At 31.7% G+C, this 17,103-nt stretch carries 14 protein-coding genes; 7 read left to right on the top strand and 7 right to left on the bottom strand.

All coding sequences use genetic code 11. From position 1 onward, the window contains the following. Positions 1-3 precede the first annotated feature (3 nt). Together ABD771_RS00875 and ABD771_RS00870 are read right to left on the bottom strand one after the other, a co-directional pair. Positions 4-1,455, bottom strand: a complete 1,452-nt coding sequence (locus ABD771_RS00875) for a WG repeat-containing protein (RefSeq protein ID WP_345089288.1) — start codon at positions 1,453-1,455, stop codon at positions 4-6. Continuing rightward, the gene (locus ABD771_RS00870) at positions 1,430-2,650 is read right to left on the bottom strand and encodes a hypothetical protein (protein WP_345089284.1); all 1,221 of its coding nucleotides are present in this window, start codon (positions 2,648-2,650) and stop codon (positions 1,430-1,432) included. Before ABD771_RS00870 ends, ABD771_RS00875 begins: the two co-directional genes overlap by 26 nt. Before the next feature lie 171 nt (positions 2,651-2,821). Here ABD771_RS00870 and ABD771_RS00865 point away from each other — a divergent pair, with 171 nt between their 5' ends. Next, positions 2,822-3,103, top strand: a complete 282-nt coding sequence (locus tag ABD771_RS00865; protein ID WP_345089281.1) for a hypothetical protein — start codon at positions 2,822-2,824, stop codon at positions 3,101-3,103. A gap of 141 nt (positions 3,104-3,244) precedes the next feature. On the opposite strand, the gene ABD771_RS00860 is transcribed toward ABD771_RS00865, so the two are convergent. Then, the gene (locus tag ABD771_RS00860) at positions 3,245-4,036 is read right to left on the bottom strand and encodes a TonB family protein (RefSeq protein WP_345089278.1); all 792 of its coding nucleotides are present in this window, start codon (positions 4,034-4,036) and stop codon (positions 3,245-3,247) included. 152 nt (positions 4,037-4,188) lie between these two features. Between ABD771_RS00860 and ABD771_RS00855 the strand changes: the two genes are divergently transcribed. From ABD771_RS00855 to ABD771_RS00845, 3 genes are all read left to right on the top strand, one after another. Next, positions 4,189-6,657: a hypothetical protein gene (locus tag ABD771_RS00855; RefSeq protein WP_345089275.1), complete on the top strand. Its 2,469-nt coding sequence runs from the start codon at positions 4,189-4,191 to the stop codon at positions 6,655-6,657. 90 nt (positions 6,658-6,747) lie between these two features. Continuing rightward, positions 6,748-7,431, top strand: a complete 684-nt coding sequence (locus ABD771_RS00850) for a hypothetical protein (protein WP_345089272.1) — start codon at positions 6,748-6,750, stop codon at positions 7,429-7,431. A gap of 97 nt (positions 7,432-7,528) precedes the next feature. Continuing rightward, on the top strand, positions 7,529-8,314 hold the full coding sequence (locus ABD771_RS00845; RefSeq protein ID WP_345089269.1) for a hypothetical protein: 786 nt from the start codon (positions 7,529-7,531) through the stop codon (positions 8,312-8,314). Between the two features lie 2 nt (positions 8,315-8,316). Here the strand turns inward: ABD771_RS00845 and ABD771_RS00840 are convergent, their stop codons facing one another. Continuing rightward, positions 8,317-8,766 carry a GNAT family N-acetyltransferase gene (locus ABD771_RS00840; protein ID WP_345089267.1) on the bottom strand — a complete coding sequence of 150 codons (450 nt, stop codon included), beginning with the start codon at positions 8,764-8,766 and terminating at the stop codon, positions 8,317-8,319. 278 nt (positions 8,767-9,044) lie between these two features. Further along, the gene (gene clpB / locus ABD771_RS00835) at positions 9,045-11,648 is read right to left on the bottom strand and encodes an ATP-dependent chaperone ClpB (protein ID WP_345089265.1); all 2,604 of its coding nucleotides are present in this window, start codon (positions 11,646-11,648) and stop codon (positions 9,045-9,047) included. A gap of 180 nt (positions 11,649-11,828) precedes the next feature. On the opposite strand from clpB, the gene ABD771_RS00830 reads away from it, so the two are divergent. Both ABD771_RS00830 and ytxJ read left to right on the top strand, forming a co-directional pair. Continuing rightward, entirely contained in the window at positions 11,829-12,716 is an 888-nt protein-coding gene (locus ABD771_RS00830) for an archaemetzincin (RefSeq protein ID WP_345089263.1), read from the top strand. A gap of 6 nt (positions 12,717-12,722) precedes the next feature. Continuing rightward, positions 12,723-13,112, top strand: a complete 390-nt coding sequence (ytxJ, locus tag ABD771_RS00825) for a bacillithiol system redox-active protein YtxJ (RefSeq protein WP_345089260.1) — start codon at positions 12,723-12,725, stop codon at positions 13,110-13,112. A gap of 61 nt (positions 13,113-13,173) precedes the next feature. On the opposite strand, the gene ABD771_RS00820 is transcribed toward ytxJ, so the two are convergent. Further along, positions 13,174-14,358, bottom strand: a complete 1,185-nt coding sequence (locus ABD771_RS00820) for a hypothetical protein (protein WP_345089257.1) — start codon at positions 14,356-14,358, stop codon at positions 13,174-13,176. Between the two features lie 62 nt (positions 14,359-14,420). Continuing rightward, on the bottom strand, positions 14,421-15,704 hold the full coding sequence (fahA, locus tag ABD771_RS00815) for a fumarylacetoacetase (protein ID WP_345089253.1): 1,284 nt from the start codon (positions 15,702-15,704) through the stop codon (positions 14,421-14,423). Between the two features lie 114 nt (positions 15,705-15,818). Between fahA and glyA the strand changes: the two genes are divergently transcribed. Next, a complete protein-coding gene (gene glyA / locus ABD771_RS00810) occupies positions 15,819-17,093 on the top strand; it encodes a serine hydroxymethyltransferase (RefSeq protein WP_344814866.1) in 1,275 nt (424 codons plus the stop codon). The last annotated feature ends 10 nt before the right edge of the window (positions 17,094-17,103 follow it).

Raw genomic sequence — 17,103 nt, 5'->3', positions numbered from 1 at the left:
AGTTTACTTTTTATAGAGTTCATTAAAATCAAAATAGCTTATTTCCGAATTCTTTGTAGCTTCAATTTTTTTTACTTTTTTATTGTATTCAATAGTGTCATAATCTATCGGAAGTATTATTTTTCCTTTAGCATCCATTAAACCATATTTTTTATTTTTTTCAACTTTTATAGAACTTTGAAAACTAGTCATCGAATCATAATCAAATTCGGTAAAAAATTTCCTATTTGTATAGAGTGCGTTTTTATTGTTTTTCGTCAGAACTAAAAGAATACCGTCGCTACTATAATTCGTTAAATAGTTGATGGAATCATATTCTAATGGTAAAATTACAGTTCCAATATAATCTACAATTCCTGATTTACCTTTTTCTTCCACAATCATTTCTTTATCATCAAGCACTTGAATTTTATCGAAAACAAGATTGGTTTCTTGCCATTTTGCAATGTCAAAAAGCACTTTTTTTCCGTCTCTTTCTAACAACAATCTATCGAGAATATTTTTGTAATGAAAAAATGTGATTTTATCATAAATCAATGGAAGTTTTTCTTCGAAATTATTGTTGACTAAGGTATATTTATCTCCAATCTTCACTTTGAAGCAATCTAAAATGGAGTCAAAATATTGATTGAAATTGATCTCTACTTTGTCATAATTCGTACTTATCTTTTTTCCTTTTTTATCTATAAAGTAATAGGTTTTATCTTCTTGAACTAAAATTCCCATTTTATACATTCTCAAACTTTTGAATTTAAAAGGAACTACAACTTTGTTTTTGTTATTAATGATGCCAAACAAACTATCTTTTTTGTAAATAGCAATTTCGCTATCAACGTAACTAACATAATCCGATTTATCAATCTTGTAAATCAATGGATTGATAAAATTACCACCATTTGATTTCCAAAATTTGACTCTCGTAAATTTGTTATCGAAATAGGGTTTGTCTTTTTTTACACTTAAAAGCGTTCTATCTTGAAATGAATTATTTGATTTAGAATATTCTACAGATAAATAATATTCAATGGGAATTTTTTTCGTTCTATTTCCATTAGAATTTCCTGTTCCATAACTATTTCCACTTGCCTCAGTAACTTCATTTTCGTTTGGTTCTATCCTTTTTGTAAAATGCAAAGACACAGTGTAGGTTGCAGAACTCGAACCTTCATCATGAGTTTCAAAGTTGGGTTCGTCATAAATTAAAGAACTAAAAACAAATACTTTTTTTTCATCTTTTATTTTGAAAACAGGAAAAAGTTTGGCTGTTGGTTTGTTGTTGAGCAAAGCCATAACTGATTTTTGCAAAATGTCATACATTTCTTTTTCGTCACTATTCATTTCAGAAATAGGTCGATATTCGTTTTTTTGTTGTGAAAAACTGAAAAACGTAATCAAAAGAAAAACTGTAAAAAGAAATGATTTTTTTATATTAGTAGAATTCATATTTCTTGACATTGCCATAATTATTGGTTACTTGCAAAGCGTTTGGTGTATAATTGAAAATGGTTTCAGAAAAATTAATATTTGTATTTGATTTGGAATATTTTCTAGAATCAGCAATTTTTTTCAGTCGATTTTGATCGTCATATTCATAGGTAATTAGCATTTCATAAGAAGTTTTAGAATCGGTTTGATAATGCTCTTTTAATTTCGTTCCATCGTATTTATAAGTAATTAAAGAAGTGTTTTTTTCAACTTCTTTATCTTTTTTATGGCTATAAATAGTTCGAATCATTTTTACAAGCTGCTTATTTTCATATTCAAATTCTTCTTGCACATATTCTTTACCAAATTGATACTGAAAACGTTCGGTTACATTATTGTTTACATCATATTTATATGTTGTGTATCGTTTTTTGTCGCCTTGCCAAATCAATAAATTATCGTTGTTATAAACTGCCGAATCTTTAACAATGGTGCTATTGTAAGTGATTTTGTCTTTAAAACTATTGCTAGTTTTTTGATAAATAACAATCAAATTTTTATTTGCATCATACACACATTCATCAGTTTTTGTTTCTTTTGATTCACCTTGAATGATTGTTGTTTCTTTTTTTAGCAACAGCTCTTTATCGTAATAATATTTTTCTATTCTATCTTTCGATTTTACTTCAATAATTTTACCTTTTTCGTAAAGAACTTCTGCTTCTGTTACATTTTTGTAGGAAGTGCCATTTTCTCTTTTTATTTCGTAGGAATTACTGAATGCAATTACTCGATTTTTCTTGTCAAGATTAGCCAAATAAAGGTTTTTAGAATTATCTGCATTTTGAATCGCAATTGCAGTAATATCGTTGTCTCTCTTACTTTCTTGAATAGCTCTTTCGTTGGCACGTTTTATCTTTTCTTCATCAGAAGTTGTGATCGTTTCTTTTTTTATAAGCACATTGTTTTTATACTCATAAGTGGTGATTTTGGTCGTATTATCTTCAAGTACCGTTTCTTTAATGATATTTCCATTTTCATCATATTCTTTGGTCTTTCTATCGATGATGGATTTTTTGAGTTTTTTATTCAGCGGTTTTAGATAATCCAAGTTGTGTTCTGGAAGTTTAATTTCGGGTAAAATGATTTTAGCTTCAGGCGATTGAAATTGCCCAAAACTAAACGTTGAAAACAGTAATAAGTAGAATAAGAAGTTTAATTTCATGAAATTTTTGAAAAAAAGTAAAAGTATAAAAAATATGCAACAAATGAAGTTAAAAAGTAGGGTAGTGTAGAAGCAATTTTATCAGCAATTTTAAAAAAAATGTTTAGATTAATCTTAAAAATCAATTTTAATTTGATAGTTTTGATATCTTATTAATCCAAAATTAAACTTATGAAACTTAAAAAATTAATTTTATCTGTAGCTTTTTTAATGATTGCTAATTTTGCTAGTGCTTTTACAATCAAATATTACAACAATGATTCTAAAAATCATACCATGGAAGTTCGTTCTAATGGTTCTACACAAAAGGTAGAATTTAGTAGTTCAACTTCAGGTTCAACGTCTATTCAGACCAGTGCTTCTGAAGTAGAAATTAAAACAGAATGTGGTTGGGTAAAAGTTAAAGATGGTGCTAAAATCAGCATTAAAAACGGATGTATTAAAATAGAATAATCCAATGATATAATTGTAAAAGCCCTGAGAAATCAGGGCTTTTTTTTATTAAATAGTTCTCAAATTGCTTTTAAGCTTTTGTGACTTTTCACTCTTATTGCCTTACAATGACAAGCAGAGTATAGTTTACCAATTTTTATATTATTCTAATTTAAAATTTACTGGTAAAGCAAATTCTGTTTGAACTAGTTTTCCTTCAAACGTGCCAGGTTTCCATTTAGGCATTTTTTTTACAATTCTTATTGCTTCATTATCCAATTGCTTCTCGACACTTTTAATGATTTTTGGATTTATTACAGAACCATCGGTGTCAATTATGAAACTCACATAAACTACACCTTCAATGAAATTGTTCATGGCATCTTTTGGATACACTAAGGTTTGACCTATAAATTTGTATAATTCGGTTACACCACCTATATATTCTGCCATTTCTTGATAAGAGCAATATTCTGTTTTATTTCCTTGTTCATCAAAACATTCTCCATTTTGCCATTCTCCATTTTGCCATTGCTCAACTCTTTTCAAATTGCCGTTTCTGTAGAAAACTTTGAATTCACCATTAAGCTTATTTTCAGTATAAAAGCACGTAACTTTTTTCTCACCACTAAGGTACCATTCTTCATACTTTCCGTTTTTAATTGGTAACGTTGCGCTTACATTTTTCTTGTTATTGGCACTTATTTTATCATATACTTCATAGGCAGCCATCAAATTTTCTGCATGCAAATAATAAATCTTATGAACATAAAGATTTGGATTCATTGCTTCGGCAATAGCAAATGCTTCAGCTTTAGATCTGTGGCATTTAATTATATAACCATTTTCATTTCTGTAAAAAAGGGAATCTTTGTTTTTGGTTACAATATCTGATTGAGCTGAAATTTCTATTGCGAAAAACAGCAGCAACAAGAGTAAATTATGTTTTTTCATTGTGAATATTTGAAGTAAAAGTATAAAAAAAACTACAAGGTTTTTTTGGTTTTATCATCTTTGTCAAAGTTCGAAACTTTGACAAAGGTTGTTCTAAGGTTATTAAATAACTAAAAAATCATTTATATTTGTGTGATTACAAAAAAGCCAAAATGAGATACCAAAACATTCGCGAAGAAGAATTAAAAAACAAAGTAGGAGCCGATTGGTTCAAACAATTTGATACTACCGAAATTTTAGGTAACATCGATTTCACAGTTTTTCCGCAACAAGATAATTTATTTGGTCGTACTCCTTTACTTTGGGCAGAAGCCAAAACAGGTAATTTTGATGTAGTTACAATGTTTGTGCAACTTATTTTAACTATTGGTAAAGCGCGAACTTTTGATAAAACCATGCCGCCAGCTTTTTTGGGAGCTTTCGACTTTAAAAAAATAGCATTTGTACCATACATCAACATACAAGATATTTTTTACATAAACGATTTCAATTGGAATGTTGCACCAAGTAATCACGAAAGCAAAGAATTTCAGCTAATTAAACAACGTATTGAAGCTACATTAAAACAAAACACTTACGTTTATGATTATGAAAAAGATGAAAAAGAACTTCAATCGTTTATAAAAAATAACGTAGCTAAAGCCACAACAACTAGTAAATTAAAGATTGATAAAAACAATTTCATCCCAATATATTTACGTTGGTTAGAGATTGTAAAACCCATTATTGATGTAAATTGGGAGGACTTAAAAAAAGCCAATATTTTAGACAGCGATTTCTATTTGGCTGATTTGTTTGTTGATGATAAAGACACCCAAACTATTGGAGACGATTTATCTATTCGCGAAAATTTATTTGTGATGTTTCAAAATGAAGGGTATAAAATAGCTAAGGAAAACCTCAAGCAAATGTTTGATGCTACCATTATGCTAAAAAATAAAGACACCTATTTGCATTTTTGGAAACGCTACAAACGACCACCACTCAGAGAATTTCAAGATTATATTATTGAACGACGTGATTTATTGGTGCCACAAGACATTCGTGAGCGCAAAGGTGCTTTTTTTACTCCACGTATTTGGGTAGAATTATCACAAAAATACTTAACCGACTATTTAGGCGAAAACTGGCAAGATGATTATTATATTTGGGATTGTGCCGCAGGAACAGGAAACCTTTTAGCAGGATTGACCAATAAATATAACATTTACGCCAGCACGCTAGACCAAGCCGATGTAAACGTAATGCACGAACGTATTGATCATGGAGCCAATTTGCTTAAAAAAAATGTGTTTCAATTTGATTTTTTAAATGATGATTTTTCTAAACTGCCACAAAGTTTGCAAGACATTATTAATGATGAAGAAAAACGTAAGAAGTTAGTGGTTTATATTAATCCACCTTATGCTGAAAGTGGTGATAGTAAACAAAGAATGGGAACCGGAAAAAATAAAGCTAATGTTGCCTCTGAAACTATGATTTATAAAATTCATAGTGATAATTATGGAACTGCAACAAGAGAACTTTTTACACAATTCTTAATCCGGATAAATAGTGAAATTACAAATTCTATTGTAGCACATTTTTCAACATTAAAATTTGTGCAATCTCAAAATTTTGCAAAATTCAGATACTACTTTAAAGCGTCTTATAAATCTGGATTTCTTGTTCCAGCTAACACATTCGATAATGTTAAAGGCCAATTTCCCATAGGATTCTATGTGTGGAATTTAAATGAGAAAAAAAACATTGAATCTTTTAACATAGATGTTTATAATCTTACTGGTTATGTTGGAGAAAAATTAATTCATACACATGTTAAAGGAACGTTTTTAATAGACTGGCTTCGAAGTTATTATGATAAATCAGGGAATAATCTTGGTTTTCTTAGAGTAAATGGTCCAGATGTTCAAAATAATTTAGGTGTTTTCATAACTACCAATCCTACGGAAAATGATATAAAAAAACATTTCATATATAACATTACTTTAATGAATGTGTTGCAAATGTCTATTTATCATTCTGTACGAATCTCAACAAAAGCGACATGGCTTAACGACAGAGATCAATATTTATTTCCAAACGAAAATTGGCAAACTGATTTAGAGTTTCAAAACGATTGTTTAGCTTACACATTATTTAATAACAATATTCAAAGTCAATTTGGCGCCAACCATTGGATACCTTTTACAGAATATGAAGTCAATGCACAAGCCAAGTTTGAAAGTAATTTCATGACCAATTTTATAAAAGGTAAAATACAACAAGAAGTTCCAACTATAGATTTATTTTCAACCGCAAACCCTTTGTCAAAGTTCGAAACTTTGACAAAGGTTGAAAAAGAAAACAAACCATTAGAATTCTCAGAAGAAGCCACAGCTGTTTTTGATGCAGGTCGAGAATTATGGAAATACTATCATGCACAAAAAGACGTGAATGTAAACGCATCTTTATATGATATTCGCGAATATTTTCAAGGAAGAAATGATAAAGGCAGAATGAATTCTAAAAGCGATGATGCAACTTACACACAACTAATTGCTGACCTTAGAAGTAAACTTGCAGTTTTAGCAGATAAAATAAAACCAAAAGTGTATGAATATGGTTTCTTGAAGGAGTAATTTTTTCACTTTTGTCAAAGTTTTGAACTTTCACCTTTGTCAAAGTTCAAAACTTTGACAAAGGTTATCAAAGGATATTTAAAAAATAAAATGAATATTAGAAATGAAATTTTAGTACCAGAAGCATATTATCATATTTATAATAGAGGAATAAATAGTGGTAAAATTTTTAGTAGTGAAGAAAATTATTTATTCTTTTTATCAAAATTTGCTACTTATCTAAATCCTATTTGTGATGTGTTTGCATATTGTTTGATGCCAAATCATTTTCATTTTTTAATCAGGATTAAAAGTGAAGATGAAATTAGAAACTTTTTGAAGGCTCAAAACCCTAAAACCAAAACCTTTGTCAAAGTTCAAAACTTTGACAAAGGAATAACAGATAAAATTCAAAACTTTGACAAGCTTAATAATCACGAAAAAGGATTGCATTCTTTTGATTCAATTGTTAGCAAACAAATAGGTAAGTTTATTAGTAGTTATAGTCAAGCGTATAATAAAGTTAGTAATAGACACGGAGCATTACTTGAATCACCATTTAAGAGAAAACGAATCGATTCTGATGAATATTTAAGGAATTTAATTCTTTACATTCATTTAAATCCAACAGATTTGAAGCAAAATTTTGAGGTTTATAAATTTTCATCTTACAAATCAATAGTATCAAATTCTAAAACAAAATTAAAAAGAGAAGAAATTATAAACATCTTTGATGATGTAGAGAACTTTATTTATTCTCATAGACATCCTCCTAAATTTGATTTCTCATTTTAATAAAATTTTTTTTAGATAATTTTAAAACCACACCTTTGTCAAAGTTCAAAACTTTGACAAAGGTTACAAAGGTTCTTAACAGTCAAAATATGCAGAGATGGGAAGAGATTTAGTTCCAATAGCACGTCACAATTTAGATGTTTCAAGTTTTGAAGCCTTGGCAAAAGACATTTCTAATCGAATGCAATTCAATATTGAATATGGTTATTATGATTCGGAAAAAAATTGTGAACTTCTTGGTATTCCTTTTGTAGAAGAATTTATTTCTTTAGGAATAGCTTATTTTAATAAAGAGCGCGATACCATTTACATACTAATTGATTTTTCCTATCAAGAAAAATTGTGTTATGAGAAATATGGCGATGCTTTGTTTTCAATGGCAATTTACAACTATTCCGATGAAGAAGTTTTTCATTCACAAGAAGAAATTGAAGAAAAAAAATGGATTTTAAGTGAATTAAGTTATGATTTGCAATATACTTCAAACGGAAATTCATTAGCTGAAATTGGTAGAGAAGTCATCAATTTAGATTTTGAATATTTCTCAAGATGGTCCTTTTTTTATAACATCGTGATTTACGAAAATTATGAAGACCATATTCATGATTTTAATAAGTTTCGTCGCAATATGATGCGATTTTGTCAACTTTTTGGTGGTGATAAAATATACTACATCGATGATCAAAATCGACTTTTAAAAGGTATTGGTCAAAGTGATGAATTGCTTTATTCATGGAATGAATTGGAAATTATTTTGAAAGAAAGACTAAGCGATTTTATTATTTCTATACCCAAAATGATGACCGATAAATACTATAAAAGAAGCTTTCAAACTTGCAAAAATTATGATTTAGGTTTTGTAGATGATTTTTCAGATTTATAGTTTCACAATCCCAACTCCATCACTGGCATAAACCTATCTTTTACGGTGGTTTCTAGTTTGCCAATGGTTTGAAATCCGTGTTTTTTGTAAAAACCTTCTGCGTAGGGTTCAGAGTCTAGGTAAACTCTTTTATAATTTTGGTTTTGGATGCGGTTTAAAAAATCGGTGATGAGGTAACTGCCCATTCCTTTGCCAATGTATTGTGGTAAAAGAAACAAATTATCGAGTTTGATGTTGTGTTCGTCTTCCAAAATATAAGAGTAATAGCCCACAATTTTATCTTCTACAGCAAAAGTATAAACAGGATGTGTATTGATGTACTCTTGTGTAATAGTAAGCGCATCATCCCAAACCAAAAGCAAATCTTCGGAGTAACCCCAAAAGGCTTTCGACTTTTTAGTGATTTGGGTTAAGTGTTCGTGGTCGGTTGCGTTGGCTGGTTGTATAGTCATGTTGAGAAGGTTGGTTTCTCAAAGATAATAAAAAAAATAGAACGCAGATGAAACGGATAATACGCAAACGCGGATGAAACGGATTTTTTGTTTTGTAGCACAGAGTTACACGAAGTTTGGCACAGAGTTACTCAATGTTTTTTCTTTTGTGACTTTTGTGTTTAAATGAGGCATAACAGAAAAGACCTAACAGGTTTTAAATCCCATTAGGTCTAATCCAACTAAAACCAACCAAATACTTATAAAGAAAACTTTATTTTAATTTTCAAATTTGCGGTTTAACTCACCAACTCGCTTTGATTTCTAAATACCAATTGTCCGTCGAAAGCATCTAGCAAGATGATACTATCTGTAGTAACTTTTCCTGCCAAAATCTCTTTAGACAATTGATTTAATACTTCTCTCTGAATAACTCTTTTCACAGGACGTGCTCCATATTGCGGATCGTAACCTTTTTGTGCTAAATAATCAATCGCTTCTGGAGTTGCATCCATCGTGATGTTTTGGTGTGCTAACATTTTGGTTACACTTTTCAATTGCAATCCAACAATTTGTTTGATGTTCGCACTTGTTAATGGTGTAAACATTACAATTTCGTCAATTCTATTGATAAATTCTGGTCTTACCGTTTGTTTTAATAATCCTAAAACTTCTACTTTGGCAGCTTCGGTTACGGCTTCGATATTTCCTTTTAAATTATCAAATTTCTCTTGTATAATGGCACTTCCCATATTGGAAGTCATGATGATAATTGTGTTTTTGAAATCAGCAACACGACCTTTGTTGTCGGTCAATCGTCCTTCATCCAAAACTTGTAATAAGATATTAAAAGTATCAGGATGTGCCTTTTCAATTTCGTCCAAAAGAATTACTGAATACGGTTTTCTTCGAACTGCTTCGGTCAATTGTCCGCCTTCGTCATAACCTACATATCCTGGAGGCGCACCAACTAATCTGCTTACAGAATGACGTTCTTGGTATTCACTCATGTCAATACGAGTCATCGCATTTTCATCGTCAAATAGATATTCGGCTAACGCTTTGGCTAATTCGGTTTTTCCAACACCTGTTGTTCCTAAAAATAAGAACGAACCAATTGGTTTTTTCATGTCTTGCAATCCAGCACGACTTCTACGAACAGCATCGCTTACCGCTTCGATAGCTTCTTCTTGACCTACAACTCTGTGGTGTAATTCGTCCTCTAGTTTCAAGAGTTTTTCTCTTTCGCCTTGCAACATTTTCATTACTGGAATTCCAGTCCATTTTGCAACAACTTCTGCAATATCTTCACGAGTTACTTCTTCTTTGATTAACGAAGTTCCGGCTTGGTTTTCGGCTAATTGAATTTGCAAAGCATCCAAGCGTTCTTGCGCTTCTTTAATTTTTCCATATCGGATTTCAGCAACTTTTCCGTAATCACCATTACGTTCAGCTTGTTCGGCTTCGGTTTTAAAATCTTCAATTTCTTGTTTGATGTTTTGAATATTGTCCACCACATCTTTTTCAGATTTCCATTTGGTGAAAATTTCGTTTCGGTCTTCTTTTAAGTTTGCCAAATCCATTCCCAAACCTTTCAATTTGGTTTCGTCATTCTCTCTCTTAATCGCTTCCATTTCGATTTCCAATTGCATGATTTTTCTATCCAAAACATCCAATTCTTCAGGTTTTGAATTGATTTCCATACGCAATTTAGAAGCCGCTTCGTCCATCAAGTCAATCGCTTTATCTGGAAGAAAACGATTGGTAATATAACGTTGCGATAATTCAACCGCCGCAATAATAGCATCATCTTTGATTCGTACTTTGTGATGGGTTTCATATTTTTCCTTGATACCACGCAAAATCGAAATCGCACTTTCAGTATCTGGTTCATCAACCATTATTTTTTGGAAACGTCTTTCGAGTGCTTTGTCTTTTTCGAAATATTTTTGGTATTCGTCAAGAGTCGTTGCACCAATCGCACGCAATTCACCACGAGCTAAAGCAGGTTTTAGAATGTTGGCAGCATCCATAGCGCCTTCGCCACCACCAGCACCAACCAAAGTATGGATTTCGTCAATGAAAAGCACAATATCACCTTCGGCAGAAGTTACTTCTTTTACAACGGCTTTTAGTCGTTCTTCAAACTCACCTTTGTATTTTGCGCCGGCAATCAATGCGCCCATATCTAAGGAATAAACGATTTTGTCTTTCAGGTTTTCAGGAACATCGCCATCTACAATTCGGTGCGCTAAACCTTCGGCAATGGCTGTTTTTCCAACACCAGGTTCACCAACCAACATCGGATTGTTTTTAGTACGACGCGTTAGAATTTGTAAAACTCTTCGGATTTCTTCATCACGACCAATTACTGGATCGAGTTTACCGCTTTTAGCTAATTCGTTGAGGTTTTTAGCGTATTTATTCAAAGAATTGTAAGTTTCTTCGGCTGATGCAGAAGTTACTCGTTCTCCTTTACGCATTTCGTCGATAGCAGCTTGCAAACCTTTTTCAGTAACACCCTGATCTTTCAAAATCTGTGCGACTTTACTTTTCGATTTGAAAATAGCTAAGATTAAATGTTCGATAGAAACGAATTCGTCGTTCATTTTTTTGGCAATGATTTCGGCTTCGTTTACCGTTGTGGAAGCATCACGAGAAAACATGATGTCGCCACCAGAAACTTTCGGAAAACTTTGAATCGTGCTGTCTAATACTTTTTTGAAAAGTTCCACATTAACGTTGAGTTTTTTCAAAATAAAAGGAGTTACATTTTCGTCGACTTCCAAGATGCCTTTGAAAATGTGTTCGTTTTCGAGCTGTTGTTGCCCAAAACTTTGTGCAATTTGCTGTGCTTGTTGCAAAGCTTCTTGCGATTTGATTGTGAATTTATTGATGTTCATATTTTTGTTGTTCGTTGTTTATTGTTTGTTGTTGAATTACTTATTTATTAGGATTTCGTCAATATGTGTTCCAATCCTAATTTTAGGACAAAATGACTGATTTTGAGGTGTAAACACTATTAAAGTTACGACAATTTGTCTTAGTAAATGACAAGTATTCTTATTTTTTAATACTAATTTTTGAATTATTTAGTTATAAAGGAAAACGTAGCCATGAAACGACTTTCTTTAGTATTAATTTTACTTTTTTTTATTTCTTGTAAAAAAGAAACACCAAAGAGTCCATTGGATAATTTAGCTGATTTAGATGTTAAATTAAGTGTTCCAAATCCGGGTGAATGGATTGCAGAGCATAATGAATCTGGGCAAAGTTTTGAAGAATATACTCAAATTGATCCTGTAACAATTTCAGAAAAACGGAAAGTAATTTATATTCAGCCGATTGGAAATTTTACTTCAGAAGAAAAGATTATAGTTGACAAAACAGTTGAATATGTGGGTAAGTTTTTTCAATTGAAAACTACAGTGTTGCCTTTAATTCCTGAGGATGCTATTCCAAGTGATAAAAAGAGAATGAATAGTGGTGTTGAGCAATTTGATGCAAGCTATATAACGCATAAGCTTTTGCCAAAAAAAATGCCTGAAGATGGTATTGTAGTTATGGCAATAACAGCTAAAGATTTGTATCCGAGTGAAGATTGGAATTATGTTTTTGGTTTAGCAAGTTATCAAAAGCGTACAGGAGTTTCTTCATTCAATAGGTTTTTAACGGATAATGATTATACACTTTGTTTGAATAGAATTACAAAAACTGCTGTTCATGAAATTGGGCACATGCTTACAATAAATCATTGTAAGCATGCCGTTTGTTTAATGAATGGTGTTAATCATTTGCCAGAATCTGATACAAAACCAAATGCTTTGTGTTCGGAATGTTTGAAAAAGTTGTCTTGGAATTTGAAATATGATGATAAAAAACGCTTTAGTGAATTGATTTCTTTTTTAAATTCTAATCATTTGGAGAAAGATGCCTTACTTTTGCAAAAACAATTAGAAGCTTTAGATTAATTAGATATGAGTTTATTTAAAAATATATTTGGCTCTTCAGAAGAAGGAAACCAATCTTCAAAAATAGTGTGGAGACAACTAACCGATTTAGGTCAGTTGAATGAAATTATCGATTTATCGAATGAAAAAGCAGTTCTGATTTTCAAACACAGTACACGTTGTAGTATTAGTCGTTTTGCTTTAAAACAATTTGAAAACGAATTTGATTTGGAAGAAAAAATCACACCTTATTTCTTAGATTTATTAAATCATCGTGATGTTTCAAATGAAGTTGCCAATCTATTTGATGTGTTTCACCAATCGCCACAAATCTTGTTGATTAAAAATGGGAAGGCTATTTTTTCAACTTCTCATGATGATATCGATGCTAAATTTTTGGAACGATTCACAGTATAAATAGAAAAACGCATTTGAAATTAAATCCAAATGCGTTTTTTTATAAATCTTAAATCTTAAACTATCTTCTAAATTTATTTCTAACGATAATATCTTTTAGTTTGGCTTTTAAGTCTTCTCCAGAATCATAAACCATTTGCTCATTGCTTGGAAAAGGAACGGCTCTTTGGTCGAAGTAGCTGATGTAACTTTCGTCACAAGCATTTCTGTCGCCATTATATCTTGCGTAAACATGTTCGAAAACAAATTCGCTAGCCAATGGAAACGTTTCAATTAATTGATTGTTTCTAAAATCTATATAATCAACTTTAGCAACAACTTGAGTAGATTTGAATTGTCTAAATTCATAAACAGTTGCTCTTACTGTTTTAAAATTATCTACACGAATTGGGTTGCCTTTTTCGTCTTTTACTGGATTTCCGTTGGCATCTAAAAGCGGTTTTGTACCATCTTTTACTTGTCGCTCCTTTTGGAATTCTTTTTCTTTAACTTGTTCTGGCGAGATATTTATTTGACGAAAGTTTACAATCAAACCATAATCATAAGTGATTCCTTTTACTTTATTGCTATGATAAACCGTCCATTTGTCGTTTAAACCAAAAGTACTGAAGTCTAACAAATCATTTTGTAAACGCACAGGAATAACCATATTGGTTTCGTTTTTGGTAAAAACGCTAACGTAATCGGTTCCTTTATTTTGAGCTTCGTTTATTAGCGCATTTACTTCTTTAAAATTTGGTGAGAGCGTATTTAAGTAAATCAAATCATCATAAGCACGACGGAAACTCATTTTATCTTTGGTAGCTAAAAGTGCTTTAGAATTATCGTAAAGGTGTTTGGCAAGTGCATTTTTACTATTTATAATCTGGTCAGAATAATCTTCAAATGGAAAAATAGCATTACGTCCTTCTTTCATCAATCGCAATGGTAAAAGAGGTTTTATCAACTCTTGACGGTTGTTCAATTGAAGATAGGTAGTATAAATTTTCTCTGTATTACTTGGACTTGCGTCTTTAAACCAAAGATTGATGTTTTGCAAATCACGTTCTTTAGCTTTTGCAAAAGCTTCTTCAAGTAGATAAATATAATCTTGTTTGCCTTTTGCTTCTTTTCGGTTTCTTAATCCTTCTACAGCAGTTTGGATAGCACTATCATAATCGCCAGAAGTTAATGATTCTCTAGTTTGTCTTACTCCACATGAAGTGATAAGAACAAAAAAGGTAAGTAATAGTGTAATTTTCTTCATGGTATGTAATTTAGAGTTACTAATTGGAACAATCCAAAAAGTAAGCCAAAAATAAAAGTTTATTATTTTCTAACGAATGGTGGTAATAATTTGCTAGAAACTTCTCCAAAACCAATGCGAACTGAACTATTTTGACAATAACCTTTCATTATAACGGTATCATTATCGTTGATAAATTTACGCTCGCTACCATCTTTCATTTTGATTGGATTTTTTCCACTCCAAGTCAATTCTAACATGGAACCATAACTATCTTCTGTTGGTCCAGATATAGTTCCAGAACCCATCATATCACCAGAATTTACTCTACAACCATTAGAAGTATGATGTGCTAGTTGCTGACTCATAGACCAATACATGTACTTGAAATTAGATTTTGAAACTAATGTTTCTTCTACATTTTCGGGTTTTATGTAAACTTCTAAGTTAATGTCGTAAGCGTGTTTTCCTTTTTGTTGCAAATAGGGAAGTGGTGTTGGTTCTTGTTTTGGTCCTTTAGTTCTGAATGGTTCTAAAGCATCCATAGTCACAATCCAAGGTGAAATTGACGAAGCAAAGTTTTTAGCTAAGAAAGGTCCAAGTGGCACATATTCCCATTTTTGCATATCTCTTGCGCTCCAATCGTTCAATAAAACCATTCCGAAAATATAATCTTCGGTTTCGTTTACTGGAATATTTTCTCCCATAATATTGGCGTCAGTTGTAATGAAAGCTGTTTCCAATTCAAAATCAATCGCTTGTGATGGACCAAATACTGGTGTTGATTGACCATTTGGTAATGTTTGTCCCATTGGTCTGTGTACAGGAATTCCAGATGGTACAATAGTAGAACTTCTACCATGATATCCTACCGGAATATGAAGCCAATTAGGTAACAAAGCATTTTCAGGATCACGGAACATTTTACCTACGTTAGTTGCATGCTCTTTACTTGAGTAAAAATCGGTATAATCACCAATTTGAACTGGTAAAAGCATCTCAATATCGCTAATTTTGAAGATAACTACATCACGATGTTCTTTATTATCTCTAAGTTTTGGGTTGTTTTCATCAAATAATTCAGCCAATCGATTTCTTACCAATCTCCATGTTTTCTTACCGTCAGATATAAAATCATTTAGGGTATCTTGCATGAACATATCGTCTGTAAGTTCGATACCTTCAAAGTAACCCAATTGTTGTAAAGCACCCATATCAATGGCAGAATCACCAATTCGAGTTCCAATTGTGATTACATCTTCGCGAGTTAAGAATACACCAAAAGGGATATTTTGAATAGGAAAATCACTATTTTCTGGAACATTAATCCATGATTTTCTTGACGGATTGTTGGCTGTATTTGGCATATCTTGGGTTGTTGATTTGTTGTTGAAAAATTAGTAATCAAATATATCATTTAGAATTTATTTGACAAACATATTTCGTAATTTTGAGGAGTTTTTAACAAAAATCCAAAATAAATGCAACGCGACGAACAAATTTTCGATTTAATTCTTGACGAACAAGACAGACAAATACATGGAATAGAGCTTATTGCCTCTGAAAACTTTGTTAGTGACCAAGTAATGGAAGCTGCAGGTTCCTGTTTAACAAACAAATATGCTGAAGGATATCCAGGAAAAAGATATTATGGAGGTTGTGAAGTTGTTGATATTGTTGAGCAAATAGCAATTGATAGAGCTAAACAATTGTTTGGAGCAGAATATGTAAATGTGCAGCCACACTCTGGTTCTCAGGCAAACACTGCAGTTTTTGCAGCTTGTCTTCAGCCTGGGGATAAAATATTAGGTTTTGATTTGTCTCATGGTGGACACTTAACTCATGGTTCTCCTGTGAATTTTTCTGGTAAATTATATACACCTTCATTTTATGGAGTTGAGCCAGAAACTGGACAATTTGATTATGATAAAATTCAGGCGATAGCAACTAAAGAGCAACCAAAAATGATTATTGCAGGAGCATCTGCTTACTGTCGTGATATGGATTTTGAACGTTTTAGAGTTATTGCAGATAGCGTTGGAGCTTTATTATTAGCAGATATTTCACATCCAGCTGGATTAATTGCTAAAGGATTGATGAACGATCCAATTCCGCATTGTCATATTGTTACTACTACAACACACAAAACATTACGCGGACCTCGTGGTGGAATGATAATGATGGGTAAAGATTTTGAAAATCCTTGGGGTTTAACAACTCCAAAAGGCGAAATTAGAATGATGTCTCATATTTTAGATATGTCTGTTTTTCCTGGAAATCAAGGTGGTCCTTTGATGCACGTTATCGCTGCTAAAGCTGTTGCTTTTGGAGAATGTCTTACAGATGAATTCTTTAGATATGCGATGCAAGTTCAGAAAAATGCAAAAGCAATGGCAGAAGCTTTCAACAAAAGAGGTTATAATTTAATTTCTGGTGGAACAGACAACCACATGATGTTGATTGACTTAAGAAATAAAAATATTACTGGTAAAGAAGCTGAAAATGCACTTGTGAAAGCAGAAATTACGGTGAATAAAAACATGGTTCCATTTGACGATAAATCACCTTTTGTAACTTCTGGAATTCGTATTGGAACACCAGCAATTACAACAAGAGGTTTGGTTGAAGAAGATATGGAAACTGTCGTTGAATTCATCGATAGAGTTTTGATGAATCACACTAACGAAGAAATTATTGAGCAAGTTGCTGATGAGGTGAACGAAATGATGAGCGAAAGAGCGATGTTCGTTTTCTAGAAATCAACTT

Origin of the sequence: Flavobacterium chungnamense, from assembly GCF_039539165.1 — a bacterium.
Lineage (GTDB): Bacteria > Bacteroidota > Bacteroidia > Flavobacteriales > Flavobacteriaceae > Flavobacterium > Flavobacterium chungnamense.
Note: the sequence above shows the minus strand (reverse complement) of the source record. Positions and strands in the feature narration are given on the sequence as shown.